The organism is Salinicoccus cyprini, from assembly GCF_007713705.1.
Classification (GTDB): Bacteria; Bacillota; Bacilli; order Staphylococcales; family Salinicoccaceae; genus Salinicoccus; species Salinicoccus cyprini.
In genome coordinates this window covers 185,960-208,968 of sequence record NZ_VMSJ01000003.1, presented here as the reverse complement: position 1 = coordinate 208,968, position 23,009 = coordinate 185,960, and the positions used below count along the sequence as shown (strand labels likewise).

Annotated in this window: 24 protein-coding genes; 17 read left to right on the top strand and 7 right to left on the bottom strand. The window is 47.7% G+C overall.

Annotation, left to right across the window (positions count from 1 at the left end; all coding sequences use genetic code 11):
• The first annotated feature begins 53 nt into the window (after positions 1–53).
• From FO441_RS08860 to FO441_RS08840, 5 genes are all read left to right on the top strand, one after another.
• A complete protein-coding gene (locus FO441_RS08860; RefSeq protein ID WP_145288850.1) occupies positions 54–1,205 on the top strand; it encodes a hypothetical protein in 1,152 nt (383 codons plus the stop codon).
• A 22-nt stretch (positions 1,206–1,227) separates the two neighbouring features.
• Entirely contained in the window at positions 1,228–2,463 is a 1,236-nt protein-coding gene (locus FO441_RS08855) for a metal-dependent hydrolase family protein (RefSeq protein ID WP_145288847.1), read from the top strand.
• Between the two features lie 117 nt (positions 2,464–2,580).
• Complete coding sequence (locus tag FO441_RS12750) at positions 2,581–2,982, top strand: DUF378 domain-containing protein (RefSeq protein WP_145288844.1); 402 nt, start codon at positions 2,581–2,583, stop codon at positions 2,980–2,982.
• Between the two features lie 170 nt (positions 2,983–3,152).
• Entirely contained in the window at positions 3,153–4,046 is an 894-nt protein-coding gene (locus tag FO441_RS08845; protein ID WP_145288841.1) for a diacylglycerol/lipid kinase family protein, read from the top strand.
• Positions 4,047–4,133: 87 nt separating this feature from the next.
• Positions 4,134–5,027, top strand: a complete 894-nt coding sequence (locus tag FO441_RS08840) for a YitT family protein (protein ID WP_145288838.1) — start codon at positions 4,134–4,136, stop codon at positions 5,025–5,027.
• 41 nt (positions 5,028–5,068) lie between these two features.
• On the opposite strand, the gene FO441_RS08835 is transcribed toward FO441_RS08840, so the two are convergent.
• Positions 5,069–5,497 carry a GNAT family N-acetyltransferase gene (locus FO441_RS08835; protein WP_145288835.1) on the bottom strand — a complete coding sequence of 143 codons (429 nt, stop codon included), beginning with the start codon at positions 5,495–5,497 and terminating at the stop codon, positions 5,069–5,071.
• Between the two features lie 149 nt (positions 5,498–5,646).
• Between FO441_RS08835 and FO441_RS08830 the strand changes: the two genes are divergently transcribed.
• The 7 genes from FO441_RS08830 to FO441_RS08800 are packed head-to-tail and all read left to right on the top strand — an operon-like array spanning position 5,647 to position 11,662.
• A complete protein-coding gene (locus FO441_RS08830) occupies positions 5,647–6,084 on the top strand; it encodes an SRPBCC family protein (RefSeq protein WP_145288833.1) in 438 nt (145 codons plus the stop codon).
• Positions 6,085–6,125: 41 nt separating this feature from the next.
• Complete coding sequence (locus tag FO441_RS08825; protein WP_145288830.1) at positions 6,126–7,331, top strand: hypothetical protein; 1,206 nt, start codon at positions 6,126–6,128, stop codon at positions 7,329–7,331.
• Positions 7,331–8,506, top strand: coding sequence for a G-protein coupled receptor family protein (locus FO441_RS08820; RefSeq protein WP_145288827.1), 1,176 nt, complete (start codon positions 7,331–7,333; stop codon positions 8,504–8,506). Before FO441_RS08825 ends, FO441_RS08820 begins: the two co-directional genes overlap by 1 nt.
• Positions 8,506–9,402: an ABC transporter ATP-binding protein gene (locus tag FO441_RS08815; protein ID WP_145288825.1), complete on the top strand. Its 897-nt coding sequence runs from the start codon at positions 8,506–8,508 to the stop codon at positions 9,400–9,402. The genes FO441_RS08820 and FO441_RS08815 overlap by 1 nt, the downstream gene beginning before the upstream one ends.
• On the top strand, positions 9,399–10,133 hold the full coding sequence (locus tag FO441_RS08810) for a hypothetical protein (RefSeq protein WP_145288822.1): 735 nt from the start codon (positions 9,399–9,401) through the stop codon (positions 10,131–10,133). Before FO441_RS08815 ends, FO441_RS08810 begins: the two co-directional genes overlap by 4 nt.
• Positions 10,134–10,144: 11 nt before the next feature.
• Positions 10,145–10,951 (top strand): carbon-nitrogen family hydrolase, encoded by an 807-nt coding sequence (locus FO441_RS08805; RefSeq protein ID WP_246095094.1) that lies wholly within the window; start codon positions 10,145–10,147, stop codon positions 10,949–10,951.
• Between the two features lie 24 nt (positions 10,952–10,975).
• Complete coding sequence (locus FO441_RS08800) at positions 10,976–11,662, top strand: GOLPH3/VPS74 family protein (protein ID WP_145288819.1); 687 nt, start codon at positions 10,976–10,978, stop codon at positions 11,660–11,662.
• Positions 11,663–11,671: 9 nt separating this feature from the next.
• On the opposite strand, the gene FO441_RS08795 is transcribed toward FO441_RS08800, so the two are convergent.
• Positions 11,672–11,878 (bottom strand): hypothetical protein, encoded by a 207-nt coding sequence (locus FO441_RS08795; protein ID WP_145288816.1) that lies wholly within the window; start codon positions 11,876–11,878, stop codon positions 11,672–11,674.
• Positions 11,879–12,043: 165 nt separating this feature from the next.
• Between FO441_RS08795 and FO441_RS08790 the strand changes: the two genes are divergently transcribed.
• Together FO441_RS08790 and FO441_RS08785 are read left to right on the top strand one after the other, a co-directional pair.
• Complete coding sequence (locus FO441_RS08790; protein WP_145288813.1) at positions 12,044–12,754, top strand: alpha/beta fold hydrolase; 711 nt, start codon at positions 12,044–12,046, stop codon at positions 12,752–12,754.
• Between the two features lie 564 nt (positions 12,755–13,318).
• The gene (locus tag FO441_RS08785) at positions 13,319–13,549 is read left to right on the top strand and encodes an AbrB/MazE/SpoVT family DNA-binding domain-containing protein (RefSeq protein ID WP_186365523.1); all 231 of its coding nucleotides are present in this window, start codon (positions 13,319–13,321) and stop codon (positions 13,547–13,549) included.
• Between the two features lie 23 nt (positions 13,550–13,572).
• On the opposite strand, the gene FO441_RS08780 is transcribed toward FO441_RS08785, so the two are convergent.
• From FO441_RS08780 to FO441_RS08770, 3 genes are all read right to left on the bottom strand, one after another.
• Positions 13,573–14,619: a C45 family autoproteolytic acyltransferase/hydrolase gene (locus FO441_RS08780; protein ID WP_145289026.1), complete on the bottom strand. Its 1,047-nt coding sequence runs from the start codon at positions 14,617–14,619 to the stop codon at positions 13,573–13,575.
• Between the two features lie 189 nt (positions 14,620–14,808).
• On the bottom strand, positions 14,809–15,045 hold the full coding sequence (locus FO441_RS08775; RefSeq protein WP_145288808.1) for a hypothetical protein: 237 nt from the start codon (positions 15,043–15,045) through the stop codon (positions 14,809–14,811).
• Between the two features lie 51 nt (positions 15,046–15,096).
• Positions 15,097–16,593 carry a flotillin family protein gene (locus FO441_RS08770; RefSeq protein ID WP_246095092.1) on the bottom strand — a complete coding sequence of 499 codons (1,497 nt, stop codon included), beginning with the start codon at positions 16,591–16,593 and terminating at the stop codon, positions 15,097–15,099.
• Positions 16,594–16,869: 276 nt separating this feature from the next.
• Here FO441_RS08770 and FO441_RS08765 point away from each other — a divergent pair, with 276 nt between their 5' ends.
• Entirely contained in the window at positions 16,870–18,336 is a 1,467-nt protein-coding gene (locus tag FO441_RS08765; RefSeq protein ID WP_145289020.1) for a PTS transporter subunit EIIC, read from the top strand.
• Between the two features lie 46 nt (positions 18,337–18,382).
• Here the strand turns inward: FO441_RS08765 and FO441_RS08760 are convergent, their stop codons facing one another.
• Positions 18,383–18,949 (bottom strand): Hsp33 family molecular chaperone HslO, encoded by a 567-nt coding sequence (locus FO441_RS08760; RefSeq protein WP_186365522.1) that lies wholly within the window; start codon positions 18,947–18,949, stop codon positions 18,383–18,385.
• A gap of 58 nt (positions 18,950–19,007) precedes the next feature.
• Between FO441_RS08760 and FO441_RS08755 the strand changes: the two genes are divergently transcribed.
• Positions 19,008–19,679, top strand: a complete 672-nt coding sequence (locus FO441_RS08755) for a MerR family transcriptional regulator (RefSeq protein ID WP_145288802.1) — start codon at positions 19,008–19,010, stop codon at positions 19,677–19,679.
• A 394-nt stretch (positions 19,680–20,073) separates the two neighbouring features.
• Here FO441_RS08755 and FO441_RS08750 read toward each other — a convergent pair whose 3' ends face one another.
• Complete coding sequence (locus FO441_RS08750) at positions 20,074–21,204, bottom strand: NADH-dependent flavin oxidoreductase (protein ID WP_145288799.1); 1,131 nt, start codon at positions 21,202–21,204, stop codon at positions 20,074–20,076.
• A gap of 176 nt (positions 21,205–21,380) precedes the next feature.
• On the opposite strand from FO441_RS08750, the gene FO441_RS08745 reads away from it, so the two are divergent.
• Positions 21,381–22,970: a glutathione ABC transporter substrate-binding protein gene (locus tag FO441_RS08745; protein WP_145288796.1), complete on the top strand. Its 1,590-nt coding sequence runs from the start codon at positions 21,381–21,383 to the stop codon at positions 22,968–22,970.
• The last annotated feature ends 39 nt before the right edge of the window (positions 22,971–23,009 follow it).

Genomic DNA, 23,009 nt, shown 5'->3' with positions numbered 1-23,009 from the left:
GACCGTCAAGGCTTATACTTACGTACATCATAAATATTCAGGAGGAATTAATCATGCTGCAAGAACCCATCGTTGCGACGGTCATGATATTTGCGCTGATTGCATTTGGAGAACTCCTCTCGGTCCTGACCCGGGCCAGAGTTCCGATGCTGCTGACCGCAATGCTTGGCTTTCTGATACTTACATGGATAGGAATATTTCCGGAAAATATTCTTGAACTCTCCACACTTCCGGCGCTGGGTGCAATACTGATCGGCCCTCTGATTGTACATATGGGTACGCTCATGCGTTTTTCCATTCTGAAAATGCAGTGGCGTGCCGTCATCATCGCACTATCCGGACTGGTGGGGGCACTGACGCTGGTGCTTACACTCGTCACACTCATGTTCGACTTTACTACGGCTGCAAGTGGCATCGGTCCGCTATCGGGCGGCGTCGTTGCCCTGCTGATCACCAATGAGACACTGACGAACCTTGGAATGACGAGCCTGATTGTCGTCCCCGTGCTTGTACAGGCATTCCAGGGGGTCATCGGGATGCCGCTGTCCACATTCTTCATGAAGCGGTACGGCCGTGCATATATGAAAAATAAAAGCACGACGGGATCCGACAGCGTCGGTTTCGAGGAGGAGAGGGGACTATCACGATTCAGTCTGATGAAGAACAATACGATCAAGCTGTTTGTCATCTTCCTCCTCGGCATGTTCGGCATCCTTCTCGGAGACGTTACGGGCATCCACTATACACTCTTCTGCCTGCTGTTCGGTATTCTTGCCCTGAATACGAACCTGCTGCCGAAAAGTGCACTCGAGTCCGCCAATTCATTCAGCTTCATGATGGTTGCCCTGATATTTGTTATTATTGGTTCAATGGGTGGCATCACGCCGAATGACGCGCTGACGAACATTCCTGCTGTCGGGGCCATTCTTGGGCTCGGCATAGTCGGGATCATCACGGGTGGCTTCATCGCATCCAAACTGGTCGGCTGGCACCCATATAAAGGCATTCCGGTGGCACTCACCGCATTGATCGGGTTTCCTGGCGACTACCTGATCTGTGAGGAAGTGGCCAGAAGTGAAACGGACAACCTGGAAGATGAAAATGCACTATTCCAGGAACTCGTGACACCAATGCTGATTGGTGGATTTGTAACGGTTACAGTTGCTTCAGTCTTCATCGCAAGCTTCATCATGAGTCTGATCTAAAAACAAACTAGGAGTGGAGAAAATGGAAAAACTATTCATTAAAAATGTCAATCTGATTGATGGTACAGGTTCTGAACTGGTCAGCAGCACGAATGTCCTGATTGAAGACGGACGTTTCAAGACGATCGGTGCAGATGAATCGGAAGCGGAAAATGCACAAGTGCTGGACGGTCAGGGGCAGTACATGCTCCCGGGCATGATCGATACGCACGTCCACATGATGACGGAATTCAAACCAGTGGAAGAGCGGCTTGTGACACCTTTCTCCTACAACTTCTACGCGGCGATGGAATACCTCAACCGCACGCTGAATGCAGGTGTGACGACGGTAAGGGATGCGCTTGGCAGCGACCTCGGACTGAAGAAGGCGATCGAGGATGGCCTGGTCAAAGGGCCGCGCATGCAGATCAGTGTCAATGCACTGACAATCACAGGGGGGCATGGCGACGGCTACAACTATTCCGGCGTCGTGACGGACCTCATCCAGGCGCATCCGGGCATGCCGCATGGCATCTGTGATGGCGTGGAGGAAGTACGCAAGAAGACGCGTGAAATGCTCCGGGCCGGTGCAGACATCATCAAAGTACACGCGACAGGTGGAGTATCGAGCCCGACCGACCATCCGAAGTTCACCCAGTTCTCACTTGAAGAACTGAAAGTCATTGTCGAGGAGGCGAAGTTCAGAAATGGTGTCAAAGTGATGGCACACGCCCAAGGCCTGGAAGGTGTCAGACAGTGCATTGAAGCGGGCATCCATTCCATCGAGCACGGCATCTTCCTCGATGATGAAGTGTGCGGCATGATGAAGGATCAGGGTACATACCTCGTGCCGACACTGCTCGCGCCTGTATCGGTACTCGAATTTGCCGAAGAGCTCGGCATGTCGAAGACGGCAGTACAGAAGTCCGAGGAAGTCATTGAAATCCACAAGGAAAGCTTCACACGTGCCTATAAGGCGGGCGTCAAGATTGCCATGGGTACGGATGCCGGTGTGTTTAAGCACGGTACAAACCTGCGCGAACTGGAACTGATGGTCGAATGCGGCATGACGCCGAGTGACGCCATCGTCGCTTCCACAAAGACGGCGGCCGAATGCATGGGCTATACGGATATCGGGCTGGTCAAGGAAGGCTACGTTGCCGACTTCATCTTCTCAAAGGAGAATCCACTCGAGAACATCGGCGCTCTGAAGGACAATGATAATATCCAGGTTGTCGCCAAGGCAGGCACAGTCTACAAAAATAGAATGGATGCTTAGAGGGGGTCCCGGTCGAATCCGGGGCCATTTTTTATATCCGAAGACATGACAGCGCATGTTTACCCACTCACATAGAGGGAACATAAGGACTAGTAAAGACAAGAAAGGAGAGAGCACATGAAAGCATTGGATATTCTTGCACTCGTACTTCTAATTGTCGGTGGGCTCAACTGGCTCCTGGTCGGACTGTTCGAATTTGATCTCGTTGCTTCCATATTTGGAGGACAGGATGCCATCCTCTCCAAAGTCGTCTACATCCTTGTCGGTCTTGCAGCACTCTACTGCCTGAAATTCTTCGGCATGATTACGGATGATGGCGCACGTCGTGAAGCGCATCATGATGATGTGAATCACAAGCCGGCTGCCGATCCGGCAACCCACAGAACAGCAGATGATACACCAGGCACAAGACCTGTTCTTGAAAATGAAGAGAACACCCGCACTGACGGCACTGTCAATGACAGAACAACCGATGATGCCACTGCACGCAGAAGAACAGACGATACCGACAGAGTGTAGTTAACACAGTATCAGAATCTCTTTAGGATTTAACGGTTCCGTAAAGAATAAAGTTATATTTTGGACATCCGGCCATTGCCGGATGTCTTTTATTTGGGGCATGGTTTAATCGACATACGGCTGCCATTCCTATAGAATGGTGTAAATACATTCATCGATGGGGGAGACTTATGAAACAAGCTGCTGTAATCATCAATAAGAAGTCAGGTAAGAAGAAAAAGCCGCCGATCGAGTATGGTGTACTACGAAACTTGCATGCACAGGGATACGATGTGAAGCTGCTGTATACGGATGGGTCCGATGCGAAGGATCTCGCCAAAGAGGTCTCCGACTATGCCGATCTGATCGTCTCTGCAGGCGGCGATGGCACGCTCGGTGAAATCATCGACGGCATGGTGGAATGCGGCTCTTGTTCCAGTCTGTCGATACTGCCGGCAGGAACGGTCAACGACTATGTCCGTGCGCTCGGGCTCCCGCTCGATATGAACGAAGCCATCGAGAACCTGTCCAGTCCGCAGAAGGAGATGGATATAGATGTCATCAGATTCAATGATCGCCATGCCGCCTATCTCATTGCACTCGGTGACTTCATGGAATCATTTACAAAAGTCAGTTCAAAAGTCAAAAACCGATTTGGCATTTTTGCCTATCTGTATGCCGGCCTGCGTGCATTGTTCACAATGAAGAAGTACCGGGTGGAGATAGACACTGCTGAGGAGAAGGTGATGGAGGATTCCATACTGACCATCGTGTCGAATACCTCCTCAGTCGGCAGTTTCGCGCGCCTGCTGCCGGAAGCGCGGGTGGATGACCATCATCTGCACATACTGAACATCACGCCTTCCGGTCCGATGGAGATTGTGGAAATCATCATTGCCGCCCTGCGTGGAACAATTGCCAGGCATAAGAATGTCCATTATATGCGGACACAGAAACTGACGCTTGATACCGACCGTCTCGAGGTGATGGATATCGATGGAGACGCCCAGCCGTTCGAATCCATGAACATAGAGCTTGTGCCGGCATGCATCAGGATCAATGTGCCCGAGAGCCATGCGGAATAGTGTCAGTGTACTGACTCAAGTTGAAAAATTTCCCTTTATCGTATATCATGTATCGGTGGAATAAAAACAACGAGGAGGCGGATGATTGTGCAGATCAGAAAAAGGCTCAAAAACATCAATTTTGATAAAAAAAGGCTTGCATTCGGTCCCGGAATCACCCAGCAGACCCTGATCAATATTGCTACGGTAATCATAGGGTCTTTTATTTTTGCCATCGGTGTCAATTCGTTCATGATCGCCGGCAATCTGGGTGAGGGGGGCGTCACGGGCCTTGCAATTATTCTCTACTACGCGTTCGATATTTCTCCGGCTGTGTCGAACTTTGTGCTGAACTCGATACTTCTCGTGATCGGTTTCAAGTTTCTGAGCAGGCGTGCGATGTACTATACGATTGTCGTCGTATTTCTGACATCGTTCTTCCTGTGGCTGACGGAAACGTGGCGCATACAGACCGATGAGATACTGATCAATACCGTATTCGGCGGTGCACTCGTCGGTCTCGGCATCGGTCTGATCATCCGCATCGGCGCGACGACTGCCGGCACGACGATTCTTGCCCGTCTCGTCAACAAGTACATGGACGTCAATGTCTCCTATGCACTGATGTTCTTCGATATGGTGGTCATCACCATCGGCCTCACGGTCATGACACTCGAGCAGGTGCTGCTCACTGTCATTGCGCTCTATATCGCGATGAAGGTCATGGACTTCATCATCGAAGGGATGAACCCCAAAAAAGCGATCACCATCATCTCCGATCATCCGGACCGGCTCGGCAAGATGATCAACAGCGAAATCAGACGCGGTGTAACCATCATGAATGGCCGCGGATTCTATACGCAGGAGGATAAGGATATCCTCTATGTCATCATCAATAAATCACAGCTGACCCGTCTCAAGCGCCTCATCAGACGGTATGATGAGAAGGCCTTCGTCGTCGTCCACGACGTCAACAGTGTGCTCGGCAACTATTTCATATAGACGAAATAACCTGGAAGCAGAAGCTTCCAGGTTATTCTTGTTCATGAGACCAGATTGCGTTTCAGGTAGATGCACAGGTCCTCGCCATCCTTGATGATGCGGAATCCTTTATGTACGAGCCAGTTTCTGGTGAATGCACTCGCCAGCCCATCGTCCATGAACAGGTAGATCTTCTCCACATCGGCAGTGTCCTTGATGTAAGCATTCATCAGCTTCGAGGCGATGCCTTTCGTATGATGCTCCGGATGCACAAGAAAATCCGCAATGACTTGAGTGAACTGCATGTCTCCGGAAGAGCGGAGCAGTCCGACAAGCATTTCTCCATCCCATGCTGTGACCAGATAATCGGAGCGGATGATGGCTTCATGCAATGCATCGAGTCTATTTTCATACGGTGTATCCCCACTGCCCATGTACAGTTGTTTGATATCACTGTAGGCAATGTCCCGATCCCTGCTCATATTCAACATGCAACCACCTCTTTTTTTATTATAATAATAGCGTTTTAATGATGAATAACGCAATGATTATTGAAAATTCAAAAATAAAACTGTATAATTTTTAACAAATATCTAAAATTTTAGAAAATAATTACATAGCATTTAAAAGGGAGATAACCATGGAACTCTATACTTATGATGAACGGATCAAGGGAACACCCGAGCAGATATTTGCGGTCGTCAACGATGACGATAAGCTGAAGGAATGGAGTCCGATTTTTGCAGGCAACATCTATAACACGAAAGACAAGCGTGCAGTGGGCACGAAGTTCAGAACGATGATGAAAGTACTCAATAAGACATATCAGTTCCGTTCGACCATCACCGAGTATGAAGAGAACCGCTTCATCGAAGTGAAAACGACACTCAAGCAGGGAATCATCACATCATCATTCAGACTGGAACCAGAAGGACCGGAAGAGACGAGGGTACAGGTGGAAAGCCATTTCGACGCAGAGAGCAGACGGTACGCACTGATTTTAAAAGGGGCCAGACCGATTGTCAAACAGGTGCTTGATAACCAGATGAAGAAGCTTGAGACCATCACCGCAAACTGATGCAGCATCAAACCCATAAATGGAAATCGAGGAGACCCTATATGTTTACTGCTGTGTTCAGGGAAACACTGAAACGAACGTGGAGAAACAGAAAGAACCGGCTGGTGCTGGTTCTCACGCTGCTGGGCATTTTCGCCTATCTGCTGCTCTACCTGCCGAGCAAGGAGCACCCGACCACCATCGACCGGGAAGCGCTGGCACTTGAACTGAGTGCCGAGTATGGAATGAAGGAATCCCGTCTCGAGGAAGGGAATATCGCGGTCAACAGCTTTACCGGCATGAATACATACAGCCTCGCCAAGAAAACCTACGAAAGCTATTATGCATTTCAAAGTGGGATAGACAACGGGAATATCCGGCTGCTCATCGATCTCGCAACACACTCGGCACTCACACCCCCGCTTGCTGAAGCGCCCAGTGAACGCTTCGACCGTGATATACACCTTGGAAACTACAACGCCGGCGTGGTGAATACGGAGCTTCAGGCCATTGCAGCACAGGAAGATGCAACGCTTCATATGTATAACCAGAAGACAGCGGCCCAGCAGCTGCATCTTTTCCTGAAGACGAACGGGCCGCTCATCCTGCTGCTTGTGACCATATTCGTCGCCAGTGAAATCCTCGTCGACGACAGGAAGCACCGTACATTGAAAGCAGGTCAGCCGTTCGGCTGGTGGCGCTACATCCTGTACCAGTCGGTATCGCTTTTCATCATACTGATCACAGCATTTACTGCACTGCTGTCTATCTACTATCTGGTGGCAGGCATCCTCTACGGATTTGGCACGTTCGACCTCGGCGTGTCTTCATATGGCTACCAGGAAGGCTACCGCGGGGAACAAGTAAATTTCTCAACTCGGTCAGTTAGCATTTTTGTAGCCATGTCGGCAGTATTTATTCTGCTCCTTGTCTACCTCTTCGTCCGTCTGAATGCATGGCTGTCGCTCGTATTCAGGCATGACGTTGTCGTCATGATCATCGGCTTCCTGCTCGTCGGCTTCAACCGCATATACAATGGCGGCGGCGAAGCGACCATCTTCGGTATCAGCAGCCAGTATTTTCCGCACAACTATTTTGAGTTCGGCCAGGTGCTGAGCGGTGAACGCAACTTTCTTGCCATGACCAATGGATTCAGCTTTCTGACCGGCACGCTCGTATTGACTGCTTCGATCCTCATCCTTGAAGTCCTGCTGCTGCTGACGGCGAAGTGGATGGACAGGCAGAAGTTTGAAAGGGAGGTGGGATGATGCGGCTGTTCAGATGGGAAACATTGAAAGTGGTACGCGACTGGAAAGTGCGCATACTGCTTGCTGCCCTGCTCCTATTCGTTGCAACCTATTCCACGCTCTATCAGAACCGGACCATCCAGCTGCCGGTCGATGAGACGATAGCACAGTATACGGATACGCAGAACCTCTTCCGAGCGATACCGGAGGCGCATTTTGAAACAGAGACCGGCCAGGATATATACGACCGTCTGGCCCGCCAGCAGCAGATACTCGGCATGCAGCGGTTCATCCTGTCGGAGAAGGAAGGGAACACAGTCGAAGGCCTTGAAGAGATTGTCAGCGACTATGTCGACCAGGGCATCGAAATGGCAGAGAACCAGCTTTACTTTTACAAGGCGGATGATTTCGAATCCCAGGAGCTGCTGCTCTCCTTCATGCCGAGCGAGGCGGAAATAAACAACCGGCTCAAGTTCTTGAATTACCTGGATGAAAATGATGTCGCCATCGACTGGAATCCGATGTCACCAAGCCTTGTGCTCCATGCACTGGTCAACATCATCGCAGGTGTCTTCATCTACATCATTGCGGCAATATTCGGTGCCGACCGGTTCAGCCGGGACCAGGAGAACAACTGGAGCATCACCCAGGGGCTGCCCTATACTTGGAAGTTCCAGTGGCGGCAGCGCACAGTGATCAGCTGGATACTGATCTGGGCGACACTGATCATCGGTGTTCTCATATCATACTTCGTCAGCCGCCTCTCCACGGACACCGGTACACTCATGTACCCGGTGCAGCTATACGCCGGGGAGAATGCCATATACATCAGCATACTGCAGTATGTCATCATGACCCTGGCACTTGCCATGGCACTGAGCTACATCATCATCAAGTTGTCGACCGGGCTCAGCTGGGTGTTCAGAAACATCTATCTGACCATCACCATAGTAGTTGCCATCTTTTTCATTCCGTATATATTCACTGTCGTATCACCTCTAGGCAGCTGGAATCCGTTCCTCTACCTGCAGCTGCTGCCGGTGCTTGAAGGGGAGTGGGCAGAGGTCGGTGATGTCAATATTACGAAGATGCTCGTCGCCATCGTACTGCTCTATATACTGATTGAAATCCTGTTCCATTTCATTTTCAAGCTCATTCCGACACGGACAGGCAGACTCGAAAGGAGGAAGAACTGATGCCACTCGAAATAAAGGACCTAAGCATCAGCTACGGCAGCCATGTCGTTCTTGAGAATATCAACTTCAGCATACCGGACGGCAACATCATCGGTCTGGTTGCACCGAACGGCACCGGCAAGACGACACTTTTCAATGCGATCATCCGTTTCATTCCGATCAATAAAGGAGAAATACGGGTCGACGGCAGAAACTACCGCAATACGACGAAGGATGTACGCGCCCTGCATGAGAAGATCACCTTCTTCCCGGACCAGGCCGAACTCTATGAGAACTTCAGCGGCTATGAACATATCGAGATGTACCGGGACATCTGGAAAGGGGGAAAAGGGGACATTGATGCCATTGTCGACCGGCTGGACATGGCGGGCTATGTGCGTAGCAAGGTCAGCTCCTATTCCCTCGGCATGCGGCAGAGACTGTGCTTTGCCATGATGATGGCAGCAGACACGAAAATCATGTTCATGGATGAGATCATGAACGGACTCGATCCGGTCAATGTCGAGCTCGTCAGCAGAATCCTCCAGGAAGTGAAGGAAGAAGGCAAGATCATCATCGTCGCGAGCCACCTGCTCGAGAATCTCGACGACTATGCAGACCAGATCTATTTTCTCAACAACAAGGATATCTACTACACGTATGATCGCAAAGAAGCACAGGACACATATATCAAGGGAAATATCGCACCGGACCAATACGGATCCCTCGATGCACTGCCGGAAGAGACGCTGTATCTGAACCACCAGCGCATCTGCATCCCGACAGAAAGCTTAACGGACGCAGACATGCTGAAACTGATGAAGAGCCTGCAGGCAGCAGGTTCCGAGTCCGTCATTCTCGGTCCGCTCGGCACGTATGAACATTACCTTCGCATCTACAAGGGTGTGGAATCATGAAGCGGGCAATAATCCTCCTGATGGTGTTTGGGCTTGCAGGATGCGGCTATACCGGCCTCATGCCGGAGACTTATGACGGAGAGGCTTTCGTGAAAAATGAGGCGGCAATCAATGCCTATCAGGAAGACAAGCTGCTGTTTGCAGATGATATTGCAGAGCGTTTCCCTTTCGTCGACAGCAGTGAGCTGTCAGGAACGGTCGAAAGCAGTGCCGGTGCAACGATGACGCTTGAACCGGGTACATACAAAGTCGGTGAGGACCTCGCGCCAGGGAGATATAGAGGCACGGTGATGGAGAATGCCGGTGCCATTGTTGTTGAAGATGGCGCAGGTATCAGAATCCTGGAAATCTCCATCGGCTTGGAGACACCAAGTGCACAGTTTGATCTGAAACCGGGCTACACTCTGACGTTCAAGTCGCGGGATGGTGAACTCGACATTTCACAGATTGGAAATGATATGATGGAAGCATCAGCCACTGGGAGCATCATGCTGCCTGCAGGAACATATACGGTGGGCACTCATATCGAATCTGGAAAGTACTGGCTGGCAACAGAAAGTCTGCCGATAATGGGGGAATCCGGTGAGCACCGGATCTACTGGAACGTCGACGGCACATATCGGAACTATGGACAGATGGAGGCACTGGATCCGGAGTCCAGCGTCAGTGTGCAAATCAACTCGGGGGATACAATCGTGTCGGATTATAACATCGAACTGGGTCGGCAATAGTCATATGGGGAGTGATCGTTATCAATATAAAAGTACTGCAGTATCAGGTTGTATATGGAGACCTTGAAGCGAATCTTGAGAGGGTAAAGGCGCTATTCGAAAAGGAGAACCTGAAAGGCACGGATGTGGTCGTGCTGCCGGAGATGTGGACATCAAGCTATGATCTTGAAAATATACAGGAGCACGCCTGCCACCACCTCGAACCGGCGAAGTCCGTCATTGTCGAACTCGCGCAGGAATATGATGTCAACATTGTTGCCGGGTCCGTCGCCAATTTGAAGGACGATCCGGATAAGGTCTACAACACTGCATTCGTCATCGACCGAAAGGGTGCGCTGGTGCATGAATATTCGAAGATGCACCTCGTACCGATGCTCAATGAACCTGAATTTCTCGCAGCCGGGGAGGACAAAGTGGAGACGTTCATGCTGGATGGCAACAAATGCGGCATCGTCATCTGCTACGATCTCAGATTCCCCGAACTGTTCAGAGATCTGGCGTTAAAAGGCGCCACGTCCATCTTCGTCGTGGCCGAATGGCCGATGGCGCGTAAATCGCACTGGGAGACACTCATTCGTGCACGGGCCATTGAGAACCAGTTGTATATCATTGCTTGCGACACACATGGGAAGATCGGCACTCATGAATATGCCGGGCGCTCCATGATCATCGGGCCGTTCGGAGGGAGTATCGATGAAGCGGCAGACCATGGCGATGCTGTATTGACCGGCAGGGTTGATGGCGATGAAGTCGCTAAAATCCGCAAGGAAGTGCCGATTTTCGACAGTAGGAAAAGGGATATGTACCACTTTCTATAAAATTTGAAAATAGGAGGAGATCTTATGTTTACAATTGCAGAAGCACTGCTGCTGCTTGCAACAGACGACGATAAGGGCACACAAGTATCTACAGCCGACTCGATGGAATATGGCTTCACCGGCGCCATCCTTTCCGAATTGACACTGATGGAACGCATCGAACTGCAGGACGAAAAAGTGGTCGTCATCGACCGCACACCGACAGGCGTGCCTTATTTTGAAACAGTCCTCGATGAAATCGAGAATGCCATGAAGCCGGAGAAGATCGAATATTGGGTGGACCGCCTGCCGTTCAAGATGCATAACATCAAGAAAGAAATCATCCAGTCGTTAGTGGAGAAGGGGATACTGAAAGAAGAATCCAAGAAAATCCTATTTGTCTTCAACCAGAAAATGCACCCGGAGGCAGACGGCAGAGTCGAGCAGGAAATCAGGAGCAGGCTTCAAAGGATTGTGTTCGATAATGAAACACCCGACCCGCTCGCCGGCATCCTGTTGAACCTGATTAAGATATGCAACCTCACAGCCGAAGTATTCGGTGAAGAGAAAAAAGAAACCGCAGAGAAGCGGATCGAGAAAATTGCAGCCGAGAGCGAATACGACGTCGCCATCAACAAATCCATCGAGCAGATGGAAGCGGCAATCATGATTGCAACAACCACAGCCATTTCCATGACAGTGATCAATAACACCATGCCACCTAACAACTAGGTGGCATGGCTATTTGTCGTGCTGATTATGACTGCCATAGATGGCTTGTATCACAATGCCGACCAGCAAGCCGATAGCTGAACCTGGAGGAATCGTAAAGAGCATGATTGATGGATTTATGAACAGAGCTGCAAGTATGCCGACCAGACAGCCTGCAATCATTCCAAGACCGATGCTACTGTCGATCCAGTCCTTTTTAGTGGTTTGTTTTGTCATATGGATCCACCTTTCGTTTAAGAAGTAAGGTAATAGGCTGTCCTATGCGAGAAATCTAGTTATCTTGATTATAAATGAGAGAGGTAGACAATGCAGAGTTCAGCTCGGTGAAGAAAAAGGGTAGATACGATGATTACTCAGTGAATAAAAAAAAGGAGCCACTATATGATTTTACATACAGAAGTATCCGGAAGTGGAGAATCAATCGTTTTTCTACATACCGGACTGCAGACAGGAAGTACAGAGCTTGATATACAACGAAAATATTTCAAAGATGACTACCAAGTGATACTGCCGGATTTGCGAGGACATGGTCAATCTGTCTCGAATGATGTGAACAATTACTTTAACAACTCTGCAGAAGACTTGGCGGAAACACTTGAATCATTAGATGTAGAATCCACACACATTGTTGGTTGTTCGTTAGGTGCACTTGTCGGGCTTATCTTTGCTAAGAAATTTCCAGAGAAGGTGAAAACTCTAACTTTATCCGGTATCATTCCAGAAAAACCTTCAGACTGGGTAGAAATGAACAAGAAGGACATAGAACATACAGAAAAGTTGCTTAAAGACCCTGAAACTGTCGTTTATTTTGATAGTATACATAAAGGGAACTGGAGAGAGCTGCTTCAAACAACCCAGGAGTCCGATTGGTATCCTTTCAATGAAACAGCAGATTTATCAATGCTCGATCTTCCAGTTTTATATATAGTCGGTGAACACAATGCACATGAAACCGCTGGAGTATTGATCTATCCTAAAATGAATAAGAATGTACATTCGTCAATCATTCCATTTGCTGGTCATGTCGTACACTTGGAACAGCCGGAGATTTATAACAAGATACTGGAAAATTTCTTGAATTACGACTGTTAATCTAAATAAGATCATAAGAAATGAAGGTTACCATGAATAGTATTTACTAGATTGATCTTACTGCAAACCAGGAGTTGAATCAGGTTATCATAATATCAGGGGGTCTGTCTTATGATCGACGACGGATTTAATTTTTTCCTTTGGAGTTTTTCGTTTTAGCGCAATATAATGTAACTATACAATTGTCGATTCAGTAGCTGCAAATGCTGTATCTATATGAAATACATGACAGAAATAGTGGCTGGAAATACTTTTTGATTTCATGGACAAGAAGCCATTAAATAGTTCTTTTGCTATGAATGTGTCTATTTACTGAGTTGTGTCACCTGAGCGTCTGTTATCGGAAATTATGTTATCTTTTATGAAGATTACCACGATTACTGAAATCAAGTTTAAAATGAAGAAGATAACATAGTAGAGGTTACCATCCCTTGTATCAAATATGTTCCATATCTCAAAGCATTAAGAGCCAGAATGATCAGCAGGGAATAGCATGGTTTTTAATTCATCTTCATATTTTCCTTTTTAAGTGCTATATACACTTGGATGAGAGGGTGGGGTTTTATGGCTATTTTAAGACAACTGAGGAAATCTGGAGATAATATGGTTGTCAGTATACCGAAAAGCATTCTTGAGACGCTGAAGGCTGAGGAGGGCGACCGTCTGGAGTTTGTTCCAGATGGTGATTCTGTCATCATCAGAAAGCAGAGTGATCAACAGGAAGAGGTGCTGGATCTGTCCAACGAAATGTTTGCAAAGTACGATAGGACAATGCGTGATTTGGTAGAGAGATGATAGCTCAATCAAACCTTTCTGCTTCATCTCTCCATGTTCACGAATGGTCGGTCGTATTCGAGTGTTCCTTTGATTTGCTTAACGTTGACCTTATTACCGTCGAGCCACTTCTTGAAGTCGAAGATGACCGGTTTTTTGTCAGGTCCGATGACGAACCACGCTTTCAATTCTTTAGGGAAATAGACGGATGTGTGTATTGTGCCCGCTGCTGCATCGTATTTATCTGAGAATACACCGTAATCGGGGGTATTCATGACTTTAAATGCTTCGTGGGGGTTTGTGGTATGCTGCTGCTCGGCTTGTATCGTTCTTTCCCGCTCGCGTGTTTCTTCCTGACGGTGCTGGTTCTCGTCGTTCAGCAGATGAAAGTGGTTCGTACATACATTGGACTGTCTGACTGCGACATTTCTTGGTGATGCCTCGACGACATAGGATATACCTTCTGGGTCCAGAAGGATATAGCTGAATGAATGCCTATGGGGAATGTCTTTCAATAATGAAACGGCCTCATCTACATTTGCGCATGTTTCCAGAATCAGACGGCCAATCATACTGCATAGGAACCCGTCGCCTGAATTTTTACTGTGTGTGAAGTTATATCCCATCACAAGTCCTTTTTCGTTCATACCATCTATCCGTCCGGCAATCCGCATCGAAGGTCCGATTACGGCGTATCCGTGGTCAGTTGGTTCGTAAAACGTATACCGTCCCTCATATCCACGGGGGTGGCTGTCATAATTGCGAACCATGAAGTCGCTATCCGTGAAAATGGAGCAGCCGCTTCGTGTATATTCCAGATAATAGCCGCCGAATAGTTGGAATGCTTTTTTCATTTCCATGTCCAGTGCATCGGCAAGTCCATAAATTTCATCGAGTATGGCTGGTGAGTATTTTGACATGATATTTATATATTCTTCGGGATTGACTATATAATGCCGATTTTTACGTCTTTCTAGATCTTTTTCGCGGTTGGGCAGAATCGGCGACTCTCTCAGCTGCTCGCCTTGAAAATAGCCGAAATCATAATGGGTGCCTCTATATTGAATCACGTTACTGTAGTACTGCTTCATTGTATCTCCGCCTCTTTCTATTCTCACTTGCCAGTATACATGCTTGATGGAAAAACGCATTGATAGTGATTCAGCTTTGGTTACTTCGGTCTGTCTTGTCCTCTACCACGAGCTTGTGAGAATTAAAAAAGAACGAAGATAGACCGACTATGAGAAGTATAATCAGGAAGATTGGAAGTGTAGCTTTACCTAATTGGACGTAGAGATCAGATTCTCTTTGATAATGATTATGTCCCCATCTTTTACATGAATTTCATCATTGTGATCCAATATTTGTACGTACTTCAATCTGCCTTCTTTTTCCGGAATCTCTATAGTCTTATTCTGAAAAAAATGGATATTCCCTATCTTTTCACCGTTGAACTCCAGTCTCAGTGAATTCAATAAACCTAGAAGCCAGGTCCTTCGTTTTACGGTTATCTCCATAGCATCCTCCTCAAGTTATAAAAAATGACTCCGAAGAGTCATTTTTTTAGTTTATTTCTCTTTGTTGTCAACATCATCAACATAGTTCTCTTCTTCCACATCTTCACCGTCTTCTTCGTCTGCGGCGAACGTTTCGCTCGCTTCTTCCTCAGCATCCGGCTGTACGTTGGCAGTCAGGTTCTTCAGGAAGCCTTCCATATCAAAACCGGTCATCTGGCCCATGCTTTCCTGAAGGTTGGCCATGGTGCCTGTGACGGTCTTCGGCAGTGACTTGAGCTGGTCTCCGCTTCCGCCATCCAGTATGCGGATGGATTCGACGTTGCTCATGGACTGGCTGACTGCTTTGGCGAATTCAGGCATGATCTCGATGAGTTTCTCCATCAGGATGACATCCTTATGCTGGGCCATTGCTTTGGCGCGACGTTCGATGGCTTCGACTTCGGCCAGACTCTTCTTACGGATGACTTCGGCTTCTGCATTACCTTCCGATATACGCGCAGCGGCACTGGCTTCTGCTTTTTTCGTCTCAGCGTAGTAGTCGGCTTCTGCCTGCTGTCTGCGGACTTCCACTTGCTGCTTCTCGATTTCAACGTCGTTTTCGCGTTCCATCTTACGCAGCTTGAGCTCATTCGCTTTCTCCTGCTCACGGATCTCGAGGCGCTGCTGCTCGACGGCAAGGCGGCGTTCTTCTGACTCAAGTTCACCGGCTGCCTCGGCGATGGCCTGTTCCTTCGCTGTTTCTGCGGAGTTTCGTGCTTCCTTCAGTTCCTTCTCCTTGCGGCTGTCGGCAATGCTCATCTCACGCTGGTATTTCTCACGTGAAATCTTCTCATTGACTTCCGCCTGCTTGCTTTCTGTTGCAAGCTTATTCTCACTTTCCGCAATCTCTGCTTCTTTTCTGACTCTGGCAATCTGCGGACGACCGAGGTTCTCGAGATAGTTCTCATCATCCTTCAGGTCGGACAGACCGAGGGAGGTGATCTTGAAGCCCATGCGGTTGAGCTGGTCCTGTGCGATTTCACGGACCTGTTCGTTGAAGCTCTCACGGTCGGCGTTGATGCTTTCAACGGTCATCTTCGACAGGATGGCACGCAAGTTCGAGTTCAGTACTTCGGATACTTCATGTTCGATGTCATTCTGATCCTTGCCGAGGAACTGCTCGGCATATTTTACGATACCTTCAAGATCATCGGCAACCTTCACTGTCGCAACGGCCTGACCGTAGATGCCGACGCCTTCCTTGGTGTAGACTTTCGGTGTTTCAATCTTCAGCTGGAAGGATTTCAGGGAGACTTTCGTTCCGGTCTGGAACATGCGCAGCCTATGGCCGCCGCCGCGGATGACTTTCATGTAGCGTCCCTGATCATCCTTGTAGATATTCGTTTCTTTCGACTCGTCTCCGAGGTTCGGACCTGTGACAATCAGCGCCTCGTTCGACGGTACCGTTCTATACCTGACTTTCATATAGAAGTACCATGCGATGCCGGCAGCGATGATCAGTACAAGAATGACTCCCAGAATAACTGCCAATCCCATATTTTCAGCCATGATTCAATCGTCTCCTTCTTATGTATTGTGGATGCATGCATCCATTCACTAGGTATTTTACATTAAATTTACAGTTGAGTGTTGTATATTTATAATACTTTTTATATTTAGATTAATTTCGTCCTAAAGTGTTTCTAACATGTCCATAATGGCACCATTTGATGTATTCTATTATCATAAGTGATCTTTAATGTAGAGTCACCAATCGTATACTGGTGGCATTCATTTTGACTATAAACAGAAATGGAAATGTTGGAAGGACAGGTGAAAGCAGCAATGAAAAACAAGAGACTGGATTATCATACGCTTGCTGGACAGATCATCGAACGGGTAGGAGGAGATGACAACATCGTCAATGTCATCCATTGTGTGACGCGTCTACGATTCTATCTGAAGGATCCGGCACTGCCTGATACAGAGGGAATAAAGGCATTGGAGGGTGTCATGGGTGTGGCGGAAGCAGGCGGCCAGTATCAGGTCGTCGTCGGCCCGGCTGTGGATGACATCCATAAGGAAGTGATGGCGCAGCTATCCATTTCAGAAGACCAGCCAGCAGATCGGGAACAGTTTGCGAAACCTTCCGAAGACAGCAGTATCATGGACAAGGTCGGATACCAGTTCAATAAGCTGATCGGCATCATCACAGGATCCGTCATGCCGATCATCAATATTCTCGCTGCAGCCGGTATTATCAAAGGGCTGCTTGCGGTACTGACATCGACAAATATCATAACCGACACAGGCACTGCCTATCTGATCATCAATGCAATGGCGGATGCGGTCTTCTACTTCCTGCCTGTACTGATCGGTTTCAATGCAGCCAGGCGCATGAATGGCAACCCGGTTCTGACTGCCGTCATCGGCGGGGTCATCATCCACCCGACTGTCCTTGAAGCGGCAAATGGGGATATGAACATCTTTGCCATCGGCAACTTCGCCTTTCCGTTCGTCGCCTATACATACTCCATCTTTCCGATGATCCTTGCCGCCTGGCTGGTGAAAAAGCTTGAGGACTGGATGAAGACTTGGGTGTCTGCATACATCCAGGCCATATTCATCCCAATCGTCATCATCGGGGTCGTGTCGGCCATTACACTCATCATCACCGGTCCCGTGCTGGTCGGCTTCTCAACCGCACTCGCCAATGGCTTGCAGGCCATGCTCGACTTCAATGCACCACTATTTGGTGCCGTCATCGCAGCATTCTACCAGCTGCTGGTCATTTTCGGTCTCCACTGGGGCATCGTACCGGTCTATGTAAATGACTTTGCCACACTCGGATACAGCTACCTGTCCGTAATGGTCAGCTTCACCATCGTCGGCCAGGCCGGAGCCGCACTGGGTGTTGCCGTGAAGTCGAAGAAGGCGGAAGTGAAGGAACTCGGTTACGCCGGGGCATTCTCCGCCTTCTGTGGCATTACAGAACCCGCCATCTACGGTATCAACTTGCGCTTCCGCAGACCATTCATATGCGCAAGCATCGCCAGCGCAGTCGGTGGGCTTCTCGCCGGCATTCTCGGCGTCAACATGTGGAGCATTATCGGATCTCTGATCGGACTGCCATCCTTCATTGATCCGGAGAACGGCATCACCGCAAACTTCTGGTATGCCATTCTGACCACATTCATTACACTGACACTCGCTTTCGGCCTGACCTACATCTGGGGATACAACGACAAGATGGAAATGTACAAGAAGCGTGAGAAGCCGAAGAATCCGGCGAAAGCAGATTTTAACAGATAGGTCCACACTTCAACACCTATGATTCATAAACGAGCTCTCTTAGAAACTATTGCTTTAAAACTTTGACTTGGATTGTTTCGACTAGATATTCTTTCGATAGATACCTTTCTTCATCACCTTGAAACGCATTTAATTCTTCCATAATGTAATGGTACTGTGTTTCTTCAAAAAAAGGCAAAGGTTGAATCATTAGAATGCATTTGTCATTTTCTATGAAGCTCAATTCCATCTGTTCACTTTCTTTGTAGTAGGATGAAATGTTCTTCAATATATCAAATTCATGAAACTGCATAATTGAATTATATGACGCTCCAAAGTTTTTCAGTTTACTCTTAGTGACAAATAACTTTGTGCCCAGAACAGAAGCTTCACCCAATGGAAGTCTATAAAAACAATTTCCTTGTGAAAAAGAATCGATATAAAGAAAACAATTGCTATTCTCATTCTTAAAATTGAAAGTGATACGTTCTTCTTGACTGAGCAGCATCGTTGTAAAAGCTGAAGCATAAGCAATGTCTTCTTCAATTGAAAAAGTGCCGGTTTGGTCTTTACTAATGGCGAAAACTCTAAACTGGTTGTCGCATATCAGATATTTTCTAATTGGAATATTCATCATTTTCCCCTCCTTTCAATTATAGTAAGGGGTTACGTAACGTGAGGTGCAATATGAAATGAGCTATTCAGTTAAAGAGGTTTCCAATCTAACCGATGTAACGATCAGAACGCTTCGATATTATGATGAAATCAATCTATTGCCTATCGAAAGAAATGGCAGTAATCATCGTGTATATAACACTATGGATATTCTAAAGCTATCAATGATCCGTTCACTGAAGGAGATAGGTATATCATTAGATGAAATCAGAGAGATTCTGGAGAATAACTCAGAATCCATTGATGATATTCTCTTACTGCAGGAACAGATCATAGATATGAAACTGGAACGGTTAAAAACACAGAAAAGCAAACTGGAATTGATGATTTCGCAGAGAAAGAAAAATAAATCGATAGAAGAAATACTTTTGAATGAGTATATAGATTTCGATACTGTGGATGTTGATCAGTTTTATAATCATATCAAAAACAAAAAGATAGATTTTGATTATTATTTTATGAAAATATATAAACACAAAGAAGATAGGGATAAAGCCGAAGCCGTTATGAAAACATTTATCAGATATATAAATGATGAATACCAGGGCTACTTTACAGTTGAAAAACTGAAGGAACTAGCAGTAACATATAGAACCGAACAATCGAAGGTCTACTTTGAAAGATATGGTAAAGCGTTTCATTTGTATATTTCAGATTTATTATTAGTATGTTTAGACGATATTCAATGAATTATATCAAGCTGATAAATCTATAACCATTTAATCAGTTTGTCTCATCATATTAATTCTAACTTTTAGGAATATGTGCGAAAGCAGATTTTCTGAAGTGATCTAAAGAAAAGATGAAATGAGGGATGGTTGCGATGAAAAAAATGAAACTGTCTTAGATTCGAAAAAGGAATAGGGAGAGAAGGGAGGATGCGATTCGTGCTGCAAGAAGAGTGGACCCTGACTTCAAACCGGGCGATAGACATTTTGATAAACCACGTCGTAACCCTGAGAAACAGCGGATATTGGATGAAATGAGAAGGAAAGAAAAAGAGCGGTAGTACTGTGAGAAAGAAGACTGATATGGAATGAAAAACGCCTGGAATTGACTTATGTCAACTCCAGGCGTCTATTTTTACTGGTCCTTACGGGGTACTGGGTAGAATCCTTTGTAGAACTGTTCCCAGAGGGGTTCGGTCAGTTCGTGCTTATCTGCACGTTCCGGATCGAATACGTTGGTGATTTCTTCTTCTTTGCCGTCTTCGATCTTATTGACGAAGTCGGGATCGAGCAGCAGTGCGCGGCCAAGACCGAGCAGATCGACGTTGCCGGATTCGACTGCTTCGAGTGCCTGATCTGGCGTGAATATGGAACCGATGCCGATCAGCGGCATGCGGCCGCCGATCCATTTGTGGAGCAGCTCGATGCGTTCGATGCCTACATACTTGCCGTCGCGTGTTGTGGAATGGATGTCGAATAGTGAAACATGAAGGTAGTCGAGTGGCTTCTCGACGAGTTTGCCGATCAATGTTTCGGTGATCTCCATATCGATGCCCGGCGTCTGTGGTTCTTCTGGTGAAAACCTGTAGCCGATGATGAAGTCCGGATTTCCATGTTCTTTGACAGTGTTGACGACCTCATCGACAACTTCCATCGCGAACAGGTAGCGGTCTTCACCCCATTTGTCCGTACGCTTGTTGAAGTAGGGGGAGACGAACTGGTGGATGATGTAGTGGTTGGCACCATGGATCTCAACGCCGTCGAATCCCGCTTCAATGGCTCTGCGTGTCGCTTCGCCGAATGCTTTGATCGTTTCATCAATTTCTTCCGGTGTGATTTCACGTGCATCATGCGGTTCTGGTTCGCCGAAGCTCTGCATAGTAATCGCGCTCGGTCCAGCCGATTCACCAGTGGCTGTCTGGGATGGCAGCGCCTGGACGCCGCCGTGGTGGATCTGCATGATTGCCTTTGCGCCATTCGCCTTCATCGCATCCGCAATCTTTCTCTGTTCTTCAATGTCGGAGTCACGGACGATGGAGGGCTGTCCCGGGAATGCTTTGCCGAGATCTGTAACATTCGTTGCGGCTGTCAGTGCGAGACCGACACCATTTGAGCGTTTGCGCATATACTCGATTTCCGCATCCGTCGGTGTGCCATCATCGTTCGAAGAGACGTGGGTCAGTGGAGCGAGTACAAATTTATTTTTCAGTTCAACGCCGTTCGGCAGCTGAACACCTTCAAATAGGGGTGCGTATCTAGTATTCATTATAGGTGAAGTCCTCCTGCATGTGATGTGTTCATGGAACAATACATACTATAACAATCAGCTTTACCCATAATCAATTTTGCTGACTGGGGAGCTATTTTAGAAATAGGTATTCATTTTTTATTCCGAGTATATTACTATGTGTAGTGGACATGAAAATAGATGGAGGAGAAGAAATGAAAAAATATTTGGTACCATTGCTTGCATTCCTGTTTGTACTGCTGCTGTCAGCGTGCACAGATGACAGCGAAGTGGAGGAGGCAGTGGAAGACGACAACACAGATGCTGAAGAGGCGGGCAGTGGGGATGAAATTACAATGAGTGTGCTGGCAACACCGAACTCGCTCGATCCCCACGCCGCCAACGACCAGTCATCGAACCATGTGAACGTCAACATATACGACCGCCTGGTCGAGTTCACACCTGACCTGGACCTTGAACCGGGACTTGCTGAAAGCTATGAACAGATCGATGATCTGACATGGGAGTTCAAACTGAGGGAAGGCATCCAGTTCCATGATGGAACTGAATTCAATGCAGAAGCAGTCAAAGCGAATCTCGACCGTGTGAGGGATGAAGAAGTGGGGGCGCCTGTCGCATTCCTTTTCGAACTGATCGATTCGGTTGAAGTCGTGGATGAATATACGGTACATATCAAAACAGTCCATCCGTTTGCAGCCTTGCCATCACACCTGGCCCATCCTGCCGGCAGCATGATCAGTCCGGCTGTCATCGAGGCCGACTATGAACAGTATGAAAATGGCGGTGAGCTTCTGACCGAAGTCCACCAGAACCCGGTCGGTACAGGTCCTTATACTTTCGAAGAGCTTGCAGAAGGTGAATTTGTGACGCTGTCCCGTAATGAAGACTACTGGGGGGAGCCGGCCCAGGCCGAGACATTTACATTCAAGGCCGTCCCGGAGGATTCAACCCGCATCGCAGAGCTGATGACGGAGACGACCGATCTCATCTATCCGGTCAACCCGAACGACTACGCGCAGATAGAAGATAATGCAGGCACAAAAATGAATGAAACGGAAAGTGTGCGTATGGAGTATGTCGGTTTCAATACCGATAAGGCGCCATTTGACGATCCGATTGTCAGAAAGGCGATTGCGATGGCCATCGATAAGCAGGCCATCATTGATGAGATGCTTGAAGGCAGGGCCCAAGTGGCAGATACACTGCTTGCACCTGCCGTCTTCGGTCATAGTGATGATCTCGATACAATCGAGTATGACACGGCAGCTGCGAAGCAAATGCTTGAAGAGAATGGATATGGTGATGGGTTCACTGCGGAGATTACAGTCATGGACCGCACTGCAGCAGATATGGCAGCATACATCCAGGAAGCACTTGCCGACCTGAACATAGACCTTGAAATCTACCAGCTCGATTCCGGTGCATTCCTCGACTATGTTGGTGGCGGCGACCATGAAATGTTCATCGGTGGCTGGGGGACAGTCACACTGGACGCCGACTACGGACTCTATGCATTGTTCCACTCATCAAATATAGGAACATCAGGCAACCGTTCCCGATACCAGAACAGTGAAGTCGATGCGCTGCTCGATGAAGCACGGTCAGAAACAGATCCGGAACAAAGACTCGCGTTGTACGAAGAAACCCAGCAGATACTGCTCGATGAATCACCGGTCATTCCCATCTATCACCCATCATTGCTTACAGGCATGCGGGACGATATCGAAGGGTATGGCCAGCATCCAGCCAGTTTCCACTTCCTTAAGGAAGTGCACGAGGAATAGAGGAAAGGGATTATCCGTCAACGACGGATAATCCCTTTT

Coding starts and splice junctions, on each gene's coding strand:
- FO441_RS08800 (WP_145288819.1), top strand. CDS start 10,976: ATGTTTACAATTGCAGAAGCACTGCTGCTGCTTGCAACAGACGACGAT.
- FO441_RS08830 (WP_145288833.1), top strand. CDS start 5,647: ATGGAACTCTATACTTATGATGAACGGATCAAGGGAACACCCGAGCAG.
- FO441_RS08785 (WP_186365523.1), top strand. CDS start 13,319: ATGGCTATTTTAAGACAACTGAGGAAATCTGGAGATAATATGGTTGTC.
- FO441_RS08820 (WP_145288827.1), top strand. CDS start 7,331: ATGCGGCTGTTCAGATGGGAAACATTGAAAGTGGTACGCGACTGGAAA.
- FO441_RS08790 (WP_145288813.1), top strand. CDS start 12,044: ATGATTTTACATACAGAAGTATCCGGAAGTGGAGAATCAATCGTTTTT.
- FO441_RS08780 (WP_145289026.1), bottom strand. CDS start 14,619: ATGAAGCAGTACTACAGTAACGTGATTCAATATAGAGGCACCCATTAT.
- FO441_RS08755 (WP_145288802.1), top strand. CDS start 19,008: ATGAGCTATTCAGTTAAAGAGGTTTCCAATCTAACCGATGTAACGATC.
- FO441_RS08815 (WP_145288825.1), top strand. CDS start 8,506: ATGCCACTCGAAATAAAGGACCTAAGCATCAGCTACGGCAGCCATGTC.
- FO441_RS08835 (WP_145288835.1), bottom strand. CDS start 5,497: ATGTTGAATATGAGCAGGGATCGGGACATTGCCTACAGTGATATCAAA.
- FO441_RS08810 (WP_145288822.1), top strand. CDS start 9,399: ATGAAGCGGGCAATAATCCTCCTGATGGTGTTTGGGCTTGCAGGATGC.
- FO441_RS08855 (WP_145288847.1), top strand. CDS start 1,228: ATGGAAAAACTATTCATTAAAAATGTCAATCTGATTGATGGTACAGGT.
- FO441_RS08775 (WP_145288808.1), bottom strand. CDS start 15,045: ATGGAGATAACCGTAAAACGAAGGACCTGGCTTCTAGGTTTATTGAAT.
- FO441_RS08795 (WP_145288816.1), bottom strand. CDS start 11,878: ATGACAAAACAAACCACTAAAAAGGACTGGATCGACAGTAGCATCGGT.
- FO441_RS08745 (WP_145288796.1), top strand. CDS start 21,381: ATGAAAAAATATTTGGTACCATTGCTTGCATTCCTGTTTGTACTGCTG.
- FO441_RS12750 (WP_145288844.1), top strand. CDS start 2,581: ATGAAAGCATTGGATATTCTTGCACTCGTACTTCTAATTGTCGGTGGG.
- FO441_RS08825 (WP_145288830.1), top strand. CDS start 6,126: ATGTTTACTGCTGTGTTCAGGGAAACACTGAAACGAACGTGGAGAAAC.
- FO441_RS08760 (WP_186365522.1), bottom strand. CDS start 18,949: ATGAATATTCCAATTAGAAAATATCTGATATGCGACAACCAGTTTAGA.
- FO441_RS08860 (WP_145288850.1), top strand. CDS start 54: ATGCTGCAAGAACCCATCGTTGCGACGGTCATGATATTTGCGCTGATT.
- FO441_RS08765 (WP_145289020.1), top strand. CDS start 16,870: ATGAAAAACAAGAGACTGGATTATCATACGCTTGCTGGACAGATCATC.
- FO441_RS08750 (WP_145288799.1), bottom strand. CDS start 21,204: ATGAATACTAGATACGCACCCCTATTTGAAGGTGTTCAGCTGCCGAAC.
- FO441_RS08770 (WP_246095092.1), bottom strand. CDS start 16,593: ATGGCTGAAAATATGGGATTGGCAGTTATTCTGGGAGTCATTCTTGTA.
- FO441_RS08845 (WP_145288841.1), top strand. CDS start 3,153: ATGAAACAAGCTGCTGTAATCATCAATAAGAAGTCAGGTAAGAAGAAA.